The 18,590-nt window shown below is 40.3% G+C and carries 11 protein-coding genes; 2 read left to right on the forward strand and 9 right to left on the reverse strand.

Features of this window, described 5'->3' with window-relative positions; genetic code table 11:
• Window positions 1-30 precede the first annotated feature (30 nt).
• Window positions 31-4,821 carry a hypothetical protein gene (locus HWQ39_RS07880; protein WP_292843279.1) on the reverse strand — a complete coding sequence of 1,597 codons (4,791 nt, stop codon included), beginning with the start codon at window positions 4,819-4,821 and terminating at the stop codon, window positions 31-33.
• Window positions 4,822-4,870: 49 nt separating this feature from the next.
• On the opposite strand from HWQ39_RS07880, the gene HWQ39_RS07885 reads away from it, so the two are divergent.
• Window positions 4,871-5,401: a hypothetical protein gene (locus HWQ39_RS07885; RefSeq protein ID WP_292843281.1), complete on the forward strand. Its 531-nt coding sequence runs from the start codon at window positions 4,871-4,873 to the stop codon at window positions 5,399-5,401.
• Window positions 5,402-5,621: 220 nt separating this feature from the next.
• Here HWQ39_RS07885 and HWQ39_RS07890 read toward each other — a convergent pair whose 3' ends face one another.
• From HWQ39_RS07890 to HWQ39_RS07910, 5 genes are all read right to left on the reverse strand, one after another.
• Window positions 5,622-6,023 carry a hypothetical protein gene (locus HWQ39_RS07890; protein ID WP_292843283.1) on the reverse strand — a complete coding sequence of 134 codons (402 nt, stop codon included), beginning with the start codon at window positions 6,021-6,023 and terminating at the stop codon, window positions 5,622-5,624.
• A gap of 13 nt (window positions 6,024-6,036) precedes the next feature.
• Window positions 6,037-6,330 carry a hypothetical protein gene (locus tag HWQ39_RS07895; protein WP_292843285.1) on the reverse strand — a complete coding sequence of 98 codons (294 nt, stop codon included), beginning with the start codon at window positions 6,328-6,330 and terminating at the stop codon, window positions 6,037-6,039.
• Between the two features lie 98 nt (window positions 6,331-6,428).
• Complete coding sequence (locus HWQ39_RS07900; protein ID WP_292843287.1) at window positions 6,429-7,232, reverse strand: hypothetical protein; 804 nt, start codon at window positions 7,230-7,232, stop codon at window positions 6,429-6,431.
• A gap of 10 nt (window positions 7,233-7,242) precedes the next feature.
• Window positions 7,243-7,512: a hypothetical protein gene (locus HWQ39_RS07905; RefSeq protein WP_292843289.1), complete on the reverse strand. Its 270-nt coding sequence runs from the start codon at window positions 7,510-7,512 to the stop codon at window positions 7,243-7,245.
• A gap of 103 nt (window positions 7,513-7,615) precedes the next feature.
• Entirely contained in the window at window positions 7,616-8,719 is a 1,104-nt protein-coding gene (locus HWQ39_RS07910) for a ParM/StbA family protein (protein WP_292843290.1), read from the reverse strand.
• 624 nt (window positions 8,720-9,343) lie between these two features.
• Here HWQ39_RS07910 and mobF point away from each other — a divergent pair.
• Complete coding sequence (gene mobF / locus HWQ39_RS07915; protein ID WP_292843292.1) at window positions 9,344-15,754, forward strand: MobF family relaxase; 6,411 nt, start codon at window positions 9,344-9,346, stop codon at window positions 15,752-15,754.
• Between the two features lie 122 nt (window positions 15,755-15,876).
• Here the strand turns inward: mobF and HWQ39_RS07920 are convergent, their stop codons facing one another.
• The 3 genes from HWQ39_RS07920 to HWQ39_RS07930 form a co-directional block, all read right to left on the reverse strand.
• Window positions 15,877-16,698: a restriction endonuclease gene (locus HWQ39_RS07920; protein WP_292843294.1), complete on the reverse strand. Its 822-nt coding sequence runs from the start codon at window positions 16,696-16,698 to the stop codon at window positions 15,877-15,879.
• Between the two features lie 117 nt (window positions 16,699-16,815).
• Window positions 16,816-18,042, reverse strand: a complete 1,227-nt coding sequence (locus HWQ39_RS07925) for a hypothetical protein (protein WP_292843296.1) — start codon at window positions 18,040-18,042, stop codon at window positions 16,816-16,818.
• Window positions 18,035-18,451, reverse strand: a complete 417-nt coding sequence (locus HWQ39_RS07930; protein ID WP_292843298.1) for a hypothetical protein — start codon at window positions 18,449-18,451, stop codon at window positions 18,035-18,037. The genes HWQ39_RS07925 and HWQ39_RS07930 overlap by 8 nt, the downstream gene beginning before the upstream one ends.
• Window positions 18,452-18,590 lie beyond the last annotated feature (139 nt).

Consider the following 18,590-nt stretch of genomic DNA (forward strand, 5'->3'; position numbering starts at 1 on the left):
ATTACTTAAAAAGGCTATTCTAGGATAAATCTATTTTTGTATGTCTATTTGTTGTGTTTGAGATTTAGCTAGTATTTTATCAATTTGAGTATTAGCATCCTCAAAAGTTTGCAATATCTGTGGAGTTACTTTATTAGTCTGCACCTTGCCAGATTGTAAGTTTAAAACTACTTCTCCATTTTTCTGCGAAATAGTTAAATCCCTCTGCTGGGTATTGAAAGCCAAGTCATAAATCTTTCCTTGGACTTGAGTGCCATTTTCATTAGGCTTACCCCAAACCATGCCAATCCTTTGAGCAATTTGAGTCAGCCGACTGATGGCTTCAAGTTCAAATTTATCTTTATTCATTACTGTCAACGCTTCGGCTGACAATTGCTCACCAGCTTTAAACTGATTGGCCACTTCTACAATGCGTTTTTTGTAATTCTCCGGCTTCCCTAACTTATCTGCGGCATTGTACCAATTTCTCAAGTCATCAATAGTGACTGTCGGGAACTTCTCTACACTTAGAGGTTCGGTTTTCACACCATTACTAATGTCTGGTGTAGAAGGAGTAGTGGAGAGTAATAGAGTTGATTGGTTAGGTGGGGATTGTGCTGTTTGTTCTAGTGGTTTCAAAAACTGCGGTCGTGTGGCGAGGGAATTAACCCTTTGTTGATACTCACTATCCGTTTCAATCACAGCCCCAAATTTCTTGGACATGCTCTCTAAAGTTTTGGCAGGGATGGAGCTATCAACCAAGTTAAATACAGCTAGACCTTTTTTAGTTTCCCTGATAACATCTTCTGTTGGTACTTGCTCCCATTCAACTTTTTGAGCAGTTAACCATTTAGTTACAGTCTCAGCTTTCTGGTTGTCAACAGCCAAGCCCATGACTCCAAGTTTTTTGTTTGATTCTGTAGAAAATAAGAAAGTAGGGCGCTCTTTAATATGATGGAGAATTTTCGCACTACTCTCAATCATCTCTTGTTGTTCAGAATTAACTGATTGAGTCCCAAAAGCCTGAAATTCCTTCGTCCAAATAGTAGGATATTCAACGGTCTTAGGGTCAATTTGAGCGCAAATAACAGAAAAATTACTTTCAATAATAGCGGGGGCTGGGGTAAGTTGCCCGGTTTTGAGTAGTCCAAGCTGTCTGAGCGCATCCTTATCTTTTTTGAAGTGCAATACCCCCAAGGGTTCACCATTGAAAAATACTGCATCTCTAGTTTTAGAAGCTGAGGTTTCGATAGTCAGTTTTCGGTAATCTTGATCATTGAATGTCTGACCAGAAAAATCATAAAAGTTAATTTTATTAATTTTCAGGAGATTCCCATTGGGAGACTCACCTAGCACAAAAGCTTGATCTCCAGCTTCGGAGATAGAGGTAAGTTTTAATTTGAGGGGATTACCATTTTTTAGGTAATCAACTTGTTTCAACTGTTGGACAGAATCACTGTCTAACTCGCCCAGAGTCAAAGCATCAATTTTGATTTTTACTGTTTTGTCAGTCACCGGCACAGTGCCAAATTCTAAGTTGACCGGTTCGGCGTTAAAAACAAGTCCTGCATAAGAGAAGTTCTTGAGTTCACGGATAGTAATTTCAACTGGCTCGTTTCCTGGTAGTCCAATAGTTGCTTTGGCAGTGGCAGGTTCTACCCCAATGAAATTAGCTTGCGCCTTTGTGCCAATTGGTAACATTCCAGCCCTGGTTTCGAGCATGGCGAATTCCTTATATTCGCCGTCAGCATCCTGGACAAACATTAGTCTGGAAACATGGCGCTCATGCCCAACTGGGTGGTGAGAAGCTCTGATTTCTATAGGATGTTTTTCGGTTGGATTCCAGTCTCGACCCAAAAATTGATTCGCTTCATTATTTAATGTGACTAACTTCGGCTCAGTAAATTGCAATTTATCTAAGCGAGAGATAATCTCATTGGGGAAAGCAGCGAACGCAAAATTAGAGACTTTTTTAGCGATCACCTGGGGGTTTGCGTTTTCTTTTCTTGCAACTTCGAGTTCATCCTGGCGAGATGCACAGATGCTCCAAGCAGCGGCGGATAGAGCAAGTTTTTCTGACTCTGGGATTTTCGCGTAAAATGCTTCTGCTGCATCATTTGCCAAGGCAAAGAGTAGTTTAGTTTGGCTTCTAGTAAGTTCTGGTTTTAGTTCTAATAGTTTAGCTCCCTGCATGGCCATCCCTGCCTTGAGGTTGTGGTCAGTCACAGATTGTTGGCTAACTGTTCCCAACTGACGGTATGCAGGTTTTCCATCTTTATCGATTTCTCCATTAATCTGGGCGACTGCTAGTAATTTGTAGGGGCGTTCGCTACTTGTAAATTTAATTTCTTCTAGGCGAATGTTAAGTGTCTGGGCTTTCCAGATTAGGGGATGCCCGTAACGAGTTAGATTGGTAATTTCGAGTTGGCAAGACTGTGGAGTTTGGATGATTGCTGATGGCCCCTTCTCGGTTTCCCGCCGTCGCTCCATACGTACCGCAGCGTTGAACTTCAGATCGAACTCGTACTTTGCGGCGATCGCTGCAAATTTTTGTTGTGGTGTAAATTCTACTCCTTTGAATAAGTCTTTAAACTGGACGATGGGACGCGATTCTAACTGTGATTCTTGGAAATATTTATTAGTTTGGCTAATTAATAATTCTACTGGTGAGTAGCCCTTTGGTGTTATACCTGTGTTTAAATAAACTGAACGCGACTTTTTATCTTTAATATAGTTAACATCACGATACAAGTAGCGGTTGTTTTCCCTGATTTTATCCATCTCAGGTTTTTTAGCACTTTTGAATAAATCAACCGCTATTTGGTTTTGATAACATCCTTCTTCAATCATGCTCCGGTACATTTGACGGTTAATGTCCATTGCTTGCTGGATAATTTCGGGAGTTCTTTGAGAATGAGCAATTTCAACAACCCCTTGCATATAAAGCTTGTATTCTTCTCGAATTAACTTTGGCTCTTTCTGGCGTTCTTGTTCAAACAGGGTTTCGTAATGGTTAGAAACTTGGTCTAGATAATTTGATTTCTGCTCAAAAGTACCGTAAGTCTTTAGTACCTCAATTTCTGATTCTAATGCCTCCAGTGCCGTCACTTGATTGTTGATTATGCCCACGCTAATGCTATCGCTCATGTGGATAGCTATCTCTTCAAATGGGGGCTGGCTTCCATCGCTAGGATCATAAAATGACTGTTTTTTGAGCTTAACCGTGGGCGAATAGGCGTTTTGGGGGAGATTTCTTCGCTCTGCCTCTGCTGTTAAATTAGGATATAAGCCGGCTCGTGCTACACCAATACAATCACCATCGTAGTCTCGTGCTTGGCGTTCTGATTCGGTTTCTGCTGGGTCGATAAAATCAACATCGATCAAGAGTGCTTCTAACTCTGTAATTCTGGCTTGTATACGCTTGTGGTCTTCGTCATTAACTACAATTATGCCTTGCAAAGATTTACCATCTGGAGCAACACAGTCTTCAACGTGTTTATTATTAGAAACACACAAACCATTAGAGTTGAGGAAAGGAGAACGGAAGTTAAGAATTTTTTCTTGCTCATCAAGCCAAGGGACACAAATTTCACCATTTTTGAGTTCTTTGGAAGGAATAATCATTGCTCGGTCAAAAGTGAGCGTTTTCCCAATAGCAATATCTCGCCACTCACTTTGTACAAAACGACTTAGCTCCTGCTTTACCTTCTCTGTTTCTAAAAGCTGTTGATGACCAAGTAAATCAGCTTTAATGAGTTTGTACATGAACAAGTCATCTTTGCCGGGATCATCATCCAACTCCTGATCTGCATCTAAGTCGTCGTTTGCCCCTAAGTTTTTAACATCTGTTTCAAGATTTGTGACTTCTCCTGTTTTTAATTTATTTTGGCTCAATGATTCTTTACGTTTTTCGTATCTTTCACAATAGTAAGTAGCAACTCTTCTTGGGTCATCTTCAATAGAAGCTAATCTTTGAGCTTGTACCTCTAGCTCTTCGGCAAAATCTTTAATTCCTTGGGGGAAAGATGCCAGCAGTTGGGAGATAGACATCTGTCCTTGTTGAGATTGCCCTTTTTCAGCTAACCAAATATTTTGCTGATATAATCCTGGCTTAATCTGCGGTTTAGTGGGCCCTTCGGGTCTATCCTTGTCTGTTCCCTTAAAACTGCTTACGGGGAGAATTATGTCTATTTCTGGTTTGTTATTTGGATCTGCATATTTGATTTCGTCTAACCTGTATGGTCGTAGTGTTCCTTTGCCAAAATGGTATTTAGTAGTATCCTCTCCAACTCCATCCACCCAACCAAATCGATGCTGAATTACACGATAGCTTTTATCTGCAAGGGATTCTCTTAAGGTTACTTTGTCATAAAGTTGTGTTGAAATCTGCCCATAACAGTCACCAACTAATTTATATGCCAAATCATTCGATAATATCCCTCCATTTTCACCAGCCTTTTCAGTAGAATCATTTACTACCAGAATGCTTAACTTTTCGTGAATTGCATTTTTACAAGCCCCAAGGAAGATTGAACCATAAGCCCCACGGTCTTTACTATCTGGACAAATTTTTTGAATCGTTTCTAAACATTCTTTATCTCCATAAAGTAAGCGAGTCTTAGAAGATAGCAATAAAATCTGTCCATCTGGATGATTCTTTAATTCTTCGGCTGTGCTGTATTCATCTGAGTGTCCAAACGAGAATTCTTTGCCAGGAAAGTAAAATTCTAATAAGGTATTACTGAGCTTTTCAGTTAAAATTGATTGAGATCTGGTTTGGTTATCGTCTGTATAGATCCACTGATTTAAACGAGGATCAAAATGTTTCAATTCCAGAGTCATAAATGCTAAGTAAATTGATGAAGTTTAATCAATTTCTGAGGAGATTTATATGTCAAGGATTAAGCGTTGGATAAATATGCACAAGAAAGAGTTCCATCCAGATGGCAGCTTGAAAAATGAAGCTCGACAAGAAATGTTATCTGTGGGAATGAGTAACGAGGCAATTGATGATTATGCCTCTAGGCTAAAAGCAAGATATGACGAATGGAAGCACCTGGACGAGACTGATCCAGAACCGTGGCCAATCTACACAGCTTACGATTTCTTTACTGAACAAGAAAAAAAGGAATTTAACCCAGATGGTTCTCTCAGACCTGAATATGTAGAATATGCTCGTCAAATTGGCATCAGTGAAAGTGCCCTGGAACAACTTGAGTGGCGTAAGAAAATGGAGGTTGATCATTATAATAAAATGTCTGCCTCACACGTAGAACAAGGCATCAACTTTGGTGAATGGTTGATGGAAGGGAGGATTGGAAACAGCAGAACATACGTCCAACGTCGGCAGCAGATGGAGCAAGACTTGCGTAATTTTGAGGATGTTGACAGCTTGCCTTTCGACAAGGACACCTCTTATTAAAGTAGGTGAGTTACGCTGTAAAGAAAGTTTTTATCTATCAAATGCAGTGACTTTACCTGAATATGTGAAAGAAAGCGATCGCCTCACCTTGGGTATGAAAGTAAATATTCATAAACTGCCTTTTTACTTCGTTAACTTGAAAGATTTTAGAGATTGCTGATGGAATATCATAGTCAATAATTGCAGTGCGTTCAAGAAATATACCGCACTGCGATTATGTTTATTTGTGATGTTTTTTACTGTGTGGTGGGGTGTTTTTTGATAATTGTTTGCCCTGAGATAATTCCGACGAAGAATTATTAGATATTGATGAAGTAACTATTTTATACATGGCAAAATAGCAAGAAATAGCGACTAGGGAGATTAAGGTAGCCTGACCAATTATTTTCCACGAGTTGAAAGTCATTTTAGAATGAACTCGCTTAAAGAAAACAGATTCTAACTTTTGGTGAGTCGTGCAATTTTTCAAGTACTCTAAAACTTGCAGACATTCAGATATGTCCTCGCCTTTGTAGACTTTTTGACACAGCAGAATTTCTAAGCGTTCAATGCGACGTTCTGGAGTAGATAAATTAATATCGTCCCAATCATCCCAAAGCTTGGTTTGTTGTAGTTCAGACATGAGCATTTCTTAATTATTTACGACGCTTGGATTTGTCCTTATTACGTTCGTACTCAGCAAGGATATTTTTGAATTGTTGGGGAAGAATCACGGTTTTCTTATCAAATCGCAGTAAATAACATCCCTCAGAGTCACTTTTACAAGCGATGGTGGTAGGCCAGTTGAGTCCTGCGATTAGTCCAAGAGTAGCGAAGGTGACAATGGCAGTCAGGACAAATAAAGTACCAGAGCGACCAGAGCCGACCCAAGCACCAATCCAGAAAAGAAATTCTTTAACTTTTTCAAACCGCTGTTGGCGATGTTTCAACCATTCTTTGGACTTCTTTAACTTTTCAACAGCTTTAACATCAGATGCCTTCTCGATTTTCAGATCGATGGTGCGTTTTTGGTCAGCAATTTCTTGTTCTAATCGGTACTCGTTCCACTCTCGGACACGTTGGGCGATAGCATCGGCGTGGGCGAAGAAAGCGGAAAATCCTTCATCGGATAGTGATTCGCCATTAGAGTTTTCAATGGGGACTTTCCCTCAATGCGCTCCAATATACGTTGTTCTAGTCCCGAATAAAATTTCTTAATATCCTGTTTGTTTTCCGAAAGTGCGCGGAGTACATTCTTGAGATACATTTGGTTGACTAGCCCTGGAATATTTTGAGCGCGTTTTCGGGTAATATTATCCACTAAATTGACCAATTCCTCTTCAGAAACAGATGCTTCCTCACCAAAAAACTCAGCAATTAACTGGCTCTCATCTTGGGGTTGAACTATGCCAAAGTGAGCAGCTACATCAAAATATGTTTTATTTTGCTCCTTAATTAGGTCGCAAGCTTCGAGAAAGCGCTCACACTCCAACTGACGATACTCCTTCTGATTTGGAGATAGTCCACAAGCGCTGATAATCTCAATCGCTTCAGTTAGTTCTATCTCAATGCCGTACTCTGATTTAATGTGAGTTAACATTTCCAGAATATTCATTGGTGGAAATTCAGTTTTATCGGCACGTTTTTTCGATTGTCGTTGGAAGTGTGCTGCCGCTTGCTTATAGGTTTTACCCTGTTGAATCAACGCTCGGATCACATCAAAACGGGACTGAATTTCTTCATCACTGTAATCAGCTTGGTCAATAGGTAAATTACTTGCTGTCAACGTGGCATCAACGTCTTCTACAGAGAGTGAATATGTTTGTTGTAGCAGTTCTTTGGTATAAGGCATAAATTTATTCCTAGTTAAAGGCATTTTCTAGTAAACAATCATCATCTTCGTGAGTAGGTGAAGAACCCAAATGTGTATCAATCTCGTCGGTAGGGTTTGCAACCATTAGATGATTCTCCAGTTCTTGCTCCAAGTTAAAAGTTTGAGCTAAATAAATAATTTGTTGTTGCAGTTGGTAAATTGAAATTCTTGCCTTTGATTTTAAATCTGATTCTGAGAACCCTCCTAACCACCGACAAGCTATCGGATGCCAAAAGGCAGCGATTGCCCAGATAATCATGTTTTGTCTTGGAAATTCAAGAGTTTTATTTTTGGGACTCAGATATTTTAAGAGGGGAAGGTAAGGAGATGAAGTACTGAACTGAAAACGAAAATCAACTTGTTCAGGCATGATTTGCGACCTGTTGATAATTTTTACAAAGATAAGAGAAAAAACCGTAGTTATCAGTTAAGCGAAAGGATAAATCTGATTTAGGTTTGTCAGATAAAAATTCTTGCTGTACTAAATATTCCAAGGCATCACAAGAAATTTTTTCAGGACGCGGAAATAATCGATTCAATTCATTCTTGAAATAGTGGGCAGTTCCACCAGCAAAAATAATCTCATCAATATCTGATGGAATATAACGATGCAAATAACTTGAAAGCACTGCCCAATATTCTTCACGACCAATACTGATTGCTGATTTGATTGATTGAATTTCTAATTCTTGTAGCAAAGCATCTTCGACTCGAACTAGAGGTAATAAGGCTTTTAGATTTATTTTGGAACCAGCAGCACTAATAGCAGCCGCAAGAGTCAGAGGTTTTTGTCCAGCTACCCGACGCTGTACTGATGATACTAACTTATGAAAGCCTAAGTCTTCTGTAACTCCACTTGTCATCGCACCCTTATCCATAATCAAAATAGAGGCATTGCGAAAGCCAATCATCACCACCGCTACTTTCCTTTCACGCAAATTATGAGTAGTTGTACGTCCTCGTGAGAGCAATCCAAATCCTTCAGGGCGGCAAACAAACTCCACTAGCTTGAAAGAGCGTTTTTCACCTCTCCATTTAAAGTTGAGCAGAGCGCCTGTAATCGATATCTCAAATAATTTGCGATCCGAGTATTCTCCGTAAGGAAACAAGATGCCCAGACGAATACTTGCACCGTTGGCTAACGACTTCTTTTGAGCTATAGCACCCACTACAGCCAAGGTTTTATAAATCGCTAGCTCAAATTTTGGCTGCTCTAACTTCAAATCTGCAAAAAACCTCTGACAAATTAATCCTATACCCCAGCATTGCTGATTGTATTCAATCCAAGCTGAATTCTCTGGAGAAGATATACCAATCGCATCCTCCTCATAACTTAAAAGGCTTTGTTTCGGGATTAATGCTGTGTAGGGTTCCATCAAAAGCAACTCCGGCTTACTTGAATCTAGAGTAAAAAAAACTCTACTCAAGGATGCTCCCGGATCGAATGAGATTATTAAATCTGCCATCTACTTTCAACAAAAATTACTCAACCATTTCATGAAATCACAAGTCGTTAATAGCGCAATTATGGCAAATTTATGGAATTTGATAAAAACAGGCTCAAACCCATATAAATCCGGCGTAACTCTGGCACAACTCTAGCACAACTCTGGAATTTTAAATAGTATTTATCAACAAATTAAATTTATTGACAATCAAGTCTTTTTTCCTCAGAAAAATGGCACAACTCTGGCATTAATCTGGCGCAATGCCATAAAAGAAAAGCATTTTGGAAATATATGCTATTACAATGATATTATTCTTTTTCCAAGCGAATAATAGCAAAAAACGACGCACAGTACGCCAAATTTGGCGGAAAGTTTTAGACGGTAATAAGCTATATTTAAGTGCATGAGAGTTGGTGAATAAAAAAATGTTGCTGTCATTGTCTCACCAAAAACTTTTAACTCGGCATCAAACTTTTTTTGGTTTGATGTCGGTGATAAACAATGACTTCAAGAGTTATTGGCGACTGCTTTGGTTTTCCGAAGGGGAAGGGGTAAGGGGGAAAGGAAAAAGCGTATTACCATTTCCCTTTCACCTTTTCCCTTTTCCCTACTTCGTAAGAAGTTTCATAGCAGAGGTGAGCAATGCTAACAGCTGCTAACGTTTCCTCAGAGATGGCGGTGAAGTACTTCGTCAAAAACTACTACCATCAAGGCAAGTCGCGCTGGAGTGGACTAGGTGCTGAAAAATTGGGGTTGTCAGGTGCAATTGATAATGAGCAAGAATTTACCAATGTAATCGAAGGGCTATCGCCTGATGGGAGTAAGCAACTTAATGCCAGAGTGTTAAAACCCAAAGAACGCAGGGCAGCACTAGACTGTACATTCTCTGCGCCCAAGAGTGTGAGCTTGATGGCGTTGGTCGGTGGGGATTCAAGATTAATTGCCGCGCACCATCAGGCATTAAAGGAAGTGATCGGGCTGATGGAAAGGCGTTATGCCATAACGAGGGTGACACAAAACAACGGTAGGCACAGGGTAAACACGGGTAACTTGGTGGTCGCGCAGTTTGACCATATTGAGAGTCGGGATTTAGATCCACATTTGCACACCCACTGTTTAGTCATGAATACGACGCAAGCTAATGATGGTCAGTGGATGAGTTTGGTGAATAGTGAGATATTTGCTAACAAGAAATTCCTGGGGATGGCATACCAGAGCTATCTAGCGGCAGAAGTCCAGAAACTAGGGTATGAGGTAGAACTCAGAAAACATGGACAATTTGAGATTAAAGGTTTTACAGAACAAGATTTAGAGGCGTTCTCAAAACGGCGGCAGCAGATCGTAGCTCTTGCTGGTGCATCTTCTTCATGGGCACAGCGAAACCAAGTTTGGGATACTACTCGTCAACGCAAGCAAAAGTTAACAGAGGCAGAACTCAAATCGCTATGGTATGAAGAAGCGGAGGCACTGGGCATCAGTTTCGTCAAGCCTTCTGAGCCAAATACTCAAGTAGTACAAAATTCAGTTTCAAAGCAAAGTCTTGAAGATGCGTTGGCTCCCGCGATCGCTCATTGTAGCGAGAGGAATGTTGCTTTTAAGCTTGAAGATTTAGAAAAGTTTATCCTTTCTGAAAGACTTTTGACTGATGTGACTGCACTTGAGCCATTAATCAAGGAGCATCAAGAGTTAATCGTTCTGCCGGGAATGGAAAGACAATACACAACGTGGACGGCAGTAAAAAGAGAACTAGCGACGATTGAGTTAATGCAGTCAGGAATTGGGGCAGTTAATTCCATACAGCACACAGTTGTAGTAGAAAGCCTTTTAGAGAAAACCTTGCTCAATCAGGGGCAACGACTCGCAGTAAACATGGCTCTAAGCACAACAGACCAATTTGTAGCGTGGCAAGGGGTAGCTGGTGCTGGTAAGACTTTCGCCCTCAAGGAATTAAACGCGATCGCACTCGCCCAGGGCTATACAATCAAAGCTTTTGCCCCTTCATCAATGGCAGCAAAGGTACTGAGTGAGGAACTAGGCATACAAGGCGAGACTGTAGCTAGTTTATTGGTGTCTGAGCCAGCACCCCTAATTGAATCAAATCAGATTTGGATTGTGGATGAGGCAGGTTTACTTAGTGCTGCATATGCTCATGCCCTGTTAGAAAGAGCGACCACTGAGGGAGCAAGACTATTGCTAGTTGGCGATACCAAGCAATTATCGGCAGTGGAAGCTGGAAACCCATTCAAATCCTTGCAACAAGCTGGCATCAAGACCGCACACTTAAACCAATCAAATAGGCAGCGTAACCCGGATCTCAAGATAGCAGTAGACTTAATTGCAGACGGGAGAGTAGAAGCGGGATTTAAGCAACTAGAGACAATTGGTAGTATTCAGGAAGTATCGCCTGATACGAAGCTAGATATAATTGCTGCTGACTATATAGGATTAGCTCAAGAGCAACGAGCGCGAACATTGGTACTCGCTGGCACAAATGTAGAGAAGTTAGCACTTACCCAGGCGATTCGAGACAAGCTAAAGCAGGAGGGGAGTTTAGGGGCAACTGCAAACATTACCCAGTTGCAAGCTCTAAACTTGACCAAAGTGCAGCTGCGCTATACCCATAACTTTGAACTAGGTAATGTCGTAATGCCAACGCGCAACTACAAACGCCGGGGTTTAGAGAAAGCTTTGCTGTATGAAGTCGTGGGCAAGAACATCGACCGATTAATTTTGAAAGCAGACGATGGAAAGCAGTTAGAAGTAGATCCCAATTTTGACAAAGCTGTTTACCAACGTGATGAAATTGAGATTGCTGTAGGCGATCGCTTGCAATGGAAGAAAAATGACTGCCAACTACAAAGGCGAAATGGACAGGAGTTTATAGTCACAACGATTGAGGGAGACTCTGCCCAAATTGAGTACTTAGACACTAAAATTACTGAAACTATTAACCTAAAACAACCGCAAAACCTGGACTATGCGCTCGTCAACACAATCTACAGTAGCCAAGGTAAAACCACTGACTTAGCCTTGATTGCGGCAGATTACACCATTGGGCAAGAAAGTTTTTATGTGGCGATTAGTCGAGCTAGGCACAACGTCAAACTTTATACTAAAGACAAATCAGAATTGCTGCAACTGGCGCAAGAGTCTAAAGCCAAAGATAACGCTTTAGAATTGCTGATGAATTCCTTAAAAGTAGAACGAATTCAGGCGAAAACTGCCTCGGTCAGTCCAAGAGCTAATGAGCCAGTAGTAAAACTTGAAGTTGCAATAGCAGAGCCTGCACTGAAAGTTCAACCGCTAGCCACAGAGCAAGTTTCCCTACCAGTTAGTCGGCCAGCCCCATTGGTTACAACAAGTTTAAAAACTGTAGCCAAACCCACTCTCAAAGAAAAACGTAGAGATGATAGAAAGTCTCCTGCTTTTTCAAAACCAGTATTAAAGACTGCTGCTCCAACAGAAGCATTTTGGATACCTCGAAAGTCAGAAGAAGTACCCAATTTCATTGAACCAGACCACTGGCAAGAGTTTTTTGATAGCGCTATCCATCCTGATATTACCGCTTTGAACTTTGAAAGCCTTCAGTTCAAATATGCAGGTGGTGAGCATGAGGCTTGGGAAAGGCTTATGGTTAGTGAAAAACTTAATCGTACAAATACCGGGAGCTTAACACAAGGATTTATAAACGCATATTCTCATCTTGATGCTGGCGGGTGGTGGTGTGATGCTGGAGTAGACCCACGCTCATTTGCTGATTTAACCCCAGGCGATAAACCTTTGAGTAAAAGATGGGGATGCTACAAGCCAAATACACCTAGACCCAAGAAAGATAAGGATAATCAGATCATTGAAGGAAAATTTATCAAATATGAGCATCCCCCAAAGGTAGAGCTAAGTATCTTTTTGCTTGATGTACCCCAGGAAATAGCTGATCAGATTTACTCGAAGTACAAAATCAACCCCACCGAGTGCGATCGCCAATCAGGATTTTGGTATTGTGTATGGAAATATAATATACCGTGTGCGATCGCTGAGGGAGCCAAAAAAGCGGCCAGCCTGTTGAGCCAGGGTCACGCTGCCATTGGGCTACCTGGGATTTCGGCGGGATACCGAACTCCGAAATCCGAGTTTGGTAATAAAGTCGGCAAGTCTTATCTACATGAAGAATTAGCGGTTTTCGCCACACCTAATAGAGTTTTCAAGTTCTGCTTTGACTATGAAACCAAGCCCGAAACGATTGTTAATGTAAGACGAGATATTTCTACGACTGGGTGGTTGCTGCAAAAGCAGGGTGCTGTAGTAAAAGTCATCAATTTGCCAGGACCAGACAAAGGTGTTGATGATTTCATCGCCGCAAGTGGGCCACTCCCTTACGAAAAATTGAGCCATGAAGCAATGAAGTTAAGGGACTGGCAACAGCAGAATCAGCATTCAAAGACTGCGGCTTTTCCATCTTTGCGTAAGCCGATACCAAAACAACGTTCTATACAACAAAATAGACCAGAGGTACAAACCCATGACTTTAACCAACGACAACAACCTAACCCAGATACAGTTCCTAACCGAGAAGATAGAGCAATTGACCCAGAAAATCGAGTTCTTAGAAACGAGCCAAGCCGAGAACCTAATCGAAATGAGCGCGAATCAGTCGAACTTCTTGCAGCAATTAACCGAGATGCTGAACTCGAAAAAGTCTTCGAGCATGGAGACGATATTGCAGGAATTAACCAAAGCTCTACAGATGATGGGCTTCGAGGTCAACGAACAGAGAAACTCTCAAGACAAATTAACGGACAAGATTCAACAATTTTTAATAGAGAAGCAAATTATGTCCATTCTTCACAACCAGCCACCAGACAACTCTTAAATACAATCTCTGATTATGTTGAGCAATCAGCTATCGAGTCTGCTCTAACCCAAACAATATTAGGGCTAACAGAACAACTTTCTCAGTCTAATCAGCAGTTAGTTGAAGCTAAAACTGTATTCAATGACTTTGAAACAGCCTTGACGGCTGAGTTGCAATCTCATGCAGTTCAGAAAGCTATTCTGTCAATCTCTGATTATATTGAGCAATCAGCTATTGAGTCTGCTTTAACCCAAGCAGTATTAGGATTGACAGAACAACTTTCTCAATCTCATCAACAACTTCTTGCTGCTAAAAGTACATTCAATGAGTTTGAAACAGCATTGACGGCTGAGTTGCAATCTCATGTAAAGAAAAGAGCTATTCTGTCAATCTCTGATTATATTGAACAATCAGCTATCGAGTCTGCTTTAACCCAAACAATATTAGAATTAACAAAGCAACTTTTTCAGTCTCATCAACAACTTCTTGCATCTAAGACTACATTCAATGACCTTGATGAAGCGGTTACGGCTGAGTTGCAACCTCATGCACAAAACAAAGCTATTCTGTCAATCTCCGATTATATTGAACAATCAGCTATTGAGTCTGCTTTAACCCAAGCAGTATTAGGATTGACGGAACAACTTTCTCAGTCTCATCAACAACTTCTTGCATCTAAGACTACATTTAATGACTTTGAAACAGCTTTGACTCAAGAGTTAAAATCTCATGCAGAAAAGAAAGCCATTCTGTCAATCTCTGATTATATTGAACAATCAGCTATTGAGTCTGCTTTAACCCAAGCAGTATTAGGATTGACGGAACAACTTTCTCAGTCTCATCAACAACTTCTTGCATCTAAGACTACATTTAATGACTTTGAAACAGCTTTGACTCAAGAGTTAAAATCTCATGCAGAAAAGAAAGCCATTCTGTCAATCTCTGATTATATTGAACAATCAGCTATTGAGTCTGCTTTAACCCAAGCAGTATTAGGATTGACAGAACAACTTTCTCAATCTCATCAACAACTTGTTACTGCTAAAAGTACATTCAGTGACTTTGAAACAGCCTTGACTCAAGAGTTACAATCTCATGCAGTTCAGAAAGCTATTCTGTCAATCTCTGATTATATTGAGCAATCAGCTATTGAGTCTGCTTTAACCCAAGCAGTATTAGGATTGACAGAACAACTTTCTCAATCTCATCAACAACTTCTTGCTGCTAAAAGTACATTCAATGAGTTTGAAACAGCATTGACGGCTGAGTTGCAATCTCATGTAAAGAAAAGAGCTATTCTGTCAATCTCTGATTATATTGAACAATCAGCTATCGAGTCTGCTTTAACCCAAACAATATTAGAATTAACAAAGCAACTTTTTCAGTCTCATCAACAACTTGTTACTGCTAAAAGTACATTCAGTGACTTTGATGAAGCGGTTACGGCTGAGTTGCAATCTCATGCACAAAACAAAGCTATTCTGTCAATCTCCGATTATATTGAGCAATCAGCTATTGAGTCTGCTTTAACCCAAGCAGTATTAGGATTGACGGAAGAACTTTCTCAGTCTCATCAACAACTTCTTGCATCTAAGACTACATTCAATCAGTTTGAAACAGTATTTACGGCTGAGTTGCAATCTCATGCAGTTCAGAAAGCTATTCTGTCAATCTCTGATTATATTGAGCAATCAGCTATCGAGTCTGCTTTAGCCCAAACAATATTAGGATTGACAGAGCAACTTTCTCAGTCTCATCAACAACTTGTTGCTGCTAAAAGTACATTCAATGACTTTGAAACAGTATTGACGGCTGAGTTGCAATCTCATGCAGAGAAGAGAGCTATTTTATCCACCTCTAATTCTGTTGAGCAATCAGCTACTGAATCAACCTTAGCTAAAACATTACTAGCAGAATTAAAGTTGCATCTCAAACAGATAATTCAGTGTTTAAATATTGAAAAATTGGCTCCTTTAGTTATGGAAGTAGGAAAATATGTCAAAGGTGAAAAGGTAACAGGAGCAAAAATCAGCGAGTTATTTACGAGTGTTACAACTGATGCTTTCGCTTTGACTTTTGAGCAACAAATGAACATCGTTAGGCAACTGATTAGAGATGACAAACCATCGATTATGAAAAGATTGGGAATCAACTCGCCATCGCCAGATGACAAAGAGGAGCATCTACGGTTCCGGCGCTAACTTATCAGTTATCAGTGAAGAGTTATCAATTATTAAGTATCAGGTATCAGGTATGAGATATCAGGTATTCCCATCAATTCATTGATGGGTTAGTTGTTCACTATTCACTGATAACTGTTCACTCATTTAACTGGTATTGTTATCCCTATTATCTTCAACTGCTTACCTAAAACAAAATTTACTAGTTTCTGACCGCTCACTAAGATTATTTTGTTGGAGCGACGAATCAACTCTTTTGATAACCGTCCAGTTATGCCACTATGCACGAAGAATCCACCACTAGCTCTTTCGTGTTCAATACAGTACAGGAAATCTTTTATGTGTTCTGCATTAATGTGATTAGCGTAGCGTTTAACCTGGATTACATAGAGCTTTCCCAAAATCAACACGCGACCATCTATCCCGCCGTCACCAGTGTACCGAAAGTTGCGTTGGATTTCCCAGCCCTGTTCAAGGCAGCAAGTAAGTACCAACTCTTCAAAAACGTAAGGTGATATCTTACGTAGTGTAGCGATTACTATTGGCAATTTGGCTAATTGAGTTATGCTACGAAACTGTCGCAACACTTGAGAAGCGTACTCAATATTATTCAAGTGTTTCTTAAGATTTTTAGGTAATCTAACCCTTCGCGTTGTTGCTTTGCTTAGTGGTAACTGCTTTTTGAAATTTTTAGTTAAGAGAGCTTTTTGCGTCGTTGCTGGGCTTTGTCGTACAGGCTTCAAAAAATTTTTAGTTAAGAGAGCCTTTTGCGTTGGTGCTGGGCTTAGTGGTACAAAATTTTGAGGTGAAATTGACGACGCTTTTGTACTCTTGGCTGGTAATTGGTCAGGTCTAAAATCTTGGGAGCGATACTTTGGCTCAGGAAGAGGAGGCGGAAAAAAACCAAACAGCCAAGCAATAAAAATTACCGCACCCAGTACAAACAATAAAGCAATAATAAGCATTTTCACCACCTTGGGGGAGCTTTCTGGGGCGGGGGCAGAGGAGATAGGGAGCAGAGGAGAGTTCAATGTGCCTTGTTCTTTCCCCTCTGCCCCTCAAGAAGAGTGAGAAACGCGGGCTTATCTGTGCATACCTCTAGATTGTGATTCTTGTTGAGAATCCTGCTGAATTTGATGATGCATATCAACAACAGATTGAACCTTACCAAGTGCCTGTAACTGTTGGTCACTAACGTTAGGTGATAAAACTCCGTCAGTGAGAACAGCATCGCCGTTTTTGGCACGAACGATTACATTCTCGCCAAGGCGTTCAAAATCAAAACTTGTACTCTTAAAACTTTTAGAACCATCAGGGTTATCTTTGCCCAAGATATTCAACAGGGCTTTGACACTTTGCTCAATTGCCTGACCTTTGACATCATCGACAGCAGCCCGTAGTTCAGTTCGAGTATTGTCAATGGCTGACTGAACACCCTTAATCTTTTGCTCAACCGTGTTTTTAACACCATCTACTTGTGTACGTAACTCTTGAGTTAAGTTACCAACTTGTTGATTGAGTTCATCCCTGGCTTCATCTAGTCGGTTAGTAACTTGTTGCTCTATTTGAGCTTTCATCTGTGCAATTTCTTTCCTTAACTTCGTGACTTCAGGGGTCAGCGCATCCAAAAGGCGCTCAAATGCGTTTGAAGCCGTTTTCTTTACCTGACGTTCAACTGACCCAACCCAGTTTTGAAGAACCGTATTTTGAACTTGTGGTAAAAACCCCTGATTCACCTGGGACAAAGCTTTTTGGGTGTTTTCGATCAACTGTTGTTGCTTTTCTAAAGACTTACCCATTTCGGCAACTTGAGCAGCCAGTTCTGACAAAGATTCGGGTGAAAGCTTTTCTGATTTGATACTATCTACAAGTTTTTGTTGTTCGCTTAGTTTTTTCTGCAATACTTGCACTTGTTTCCCCAGAGCTTCTACACTGTAGGTTCGCTCATTACTTACAACTTTATTTTTCAGTGATGAGGGAGCTAAACCTAATTTGTCAGTCAGTACCTCTCCATTTTTAATGTGGAATACTTTTTCATTGCCAATTTTAATAGAAATTGCACCTTGAGAATTTTTCGGGTCAGACAGAGCTTTTTTTAAGTTCTCTACTATCGTTGGTGTTAATAAGTTTTTAGAGGGGGATTCTCCCAATGTTCCTTGATAAACTTTGCTAGAGCTAGAGTAAATATGAACATCCTTGCTGGGATCTAATCCTTTTTCTTTAGCTTTCGCATGGATGAGTTGGAGGAGAGATTCTAAAATGTCTAAATAATCTCGCTTAATTTCTTTCGCTTCACCATCATCAATCATTATTTTCGCCTTTGAGAATTGACTGAATTAACAGTTCAGGATTAATCGCTACTTCTGGCAAAACTATCCCACCGAGTTTATTAAGAACCTGTCTTCCTTCAACTTCAATGTAAGCAAATTCTCCATCAATCATCACTGTTATCGATGATGTATTTTTTTCAGCGCGAGATGGGACATAATCTTTCAGGACACCATTTAACACAAAAATATTGGCATCATCTGCATCGCTACTATAGACTTCAAGGCACTCAGGAAGATAGTTAGCATCAAAAGGCAAGTTATCCCAACTCTCAGCAGTGTTTAAAATTTCGCTTGGATATTTATCTGCTAGGGCTGCTATATCAGGAGGGAGTTTTGCAATTTGTTTTCTATCATAATCAGAGAACGGGTAAAACTTACTTGGCGACATGAATTTTCTCCAGAGAACAGGGAACAGGGAACAGGGAACAGGGAATAGGGAATAGGGAATAGACAAGACACTAAAATTTCAGAGTTTAAAGCTCAGTCAAAAAAAGATGTTTTTTGAAATGCGTAGCACGAAAAAAACA

Origin of the sequence: Nostoc sp. NMS8, from assembly GCF_017115045.1 — a bacterium.
Taxonomy (GTDB): Bacteria; Cyanobacteriota; Cyanobacteriia; order Cyanobacteriales; family Nostocaceae; genus Nostoc.

What these genes read in the sequence shown, in the direction of transcription:
- HWQ39_RS07880 (WP_292843279.1), bottom strand. Translation starts at nt 4,821, where the DNA reads ATGACTCTGGAATTGAAACATTTTGATCCTCGTTTAAATCAGTGGATC.
- HWQ39_RS07885 (WP_292843281.1), top strand. Translation starts at nt 4,871, where the DNA reads ATGTCAAGGATTAAGCGTTGGATAAATATGCACAAGAAAGAGTTCCAT.
- HWQ39_RS07890 (WP_292843283.1), bottom strand. Translation starts at nt 6,023, where the DNA reads ATGTCTGAACTACAACAAACCAAGCTTTGGGATGATTGGGACGATATT.
- HWQ39_RS07900 (WP_292843287.1), bottom strand. Translation starts at nt 7,232, where the DNA reads ATGCCTTATACCAAAGAACTGCTACAACAAACATATTCACTCTCTGTA.
- HWQ39_RS07905 (WP_292843289.1), bottom strand. Translation starts at nt 7,512, where the DNA reads ATGATTATCTGGGCAATCGCTGCCTTTTGGCATCCGATAGCTTGTCGG.
- HWQ39_RS07910 (WP_292843290.1), bottom strand. Translation starts at nt 8,719, where the DNA reads ATGGCAGATTTAATAATCTCATTCGATCCGGGAGCATCCTTGAGTAGA.
- mobF (WP_292843292.1), top strand. Translation starts at nt 9,344, where the DNA reads ATGCTAACAGCTGCTAACGTTTCCTCAGAGATGGCGGTGAAGTACTTC.
- HWQ39_RS07920 (WP_292843294.1), bottom strand. Translation starts at nt 16,698, where the DNA reads ATGCTTATTATTGCTTTATTGTTTGTACTGGGTGCGGTAATTTTTATT.
- HWQ39_RS07925 (WP_292843296.1), bottom strand. Translation starts at nt 18,042, where the DNA reads ATGATTGATGATGGTGAAGCGAAAGAAATTAAGCGAGATTATTTAGAC.
- HWQ39_RS07930 (WP_292843298.1), bottom strand. Translation starts at nt 18,451, where the DNA reads ATGTCGCCAAGTAAGTTTTACCCGTTCTCTGATTATGATAGAAAACAA.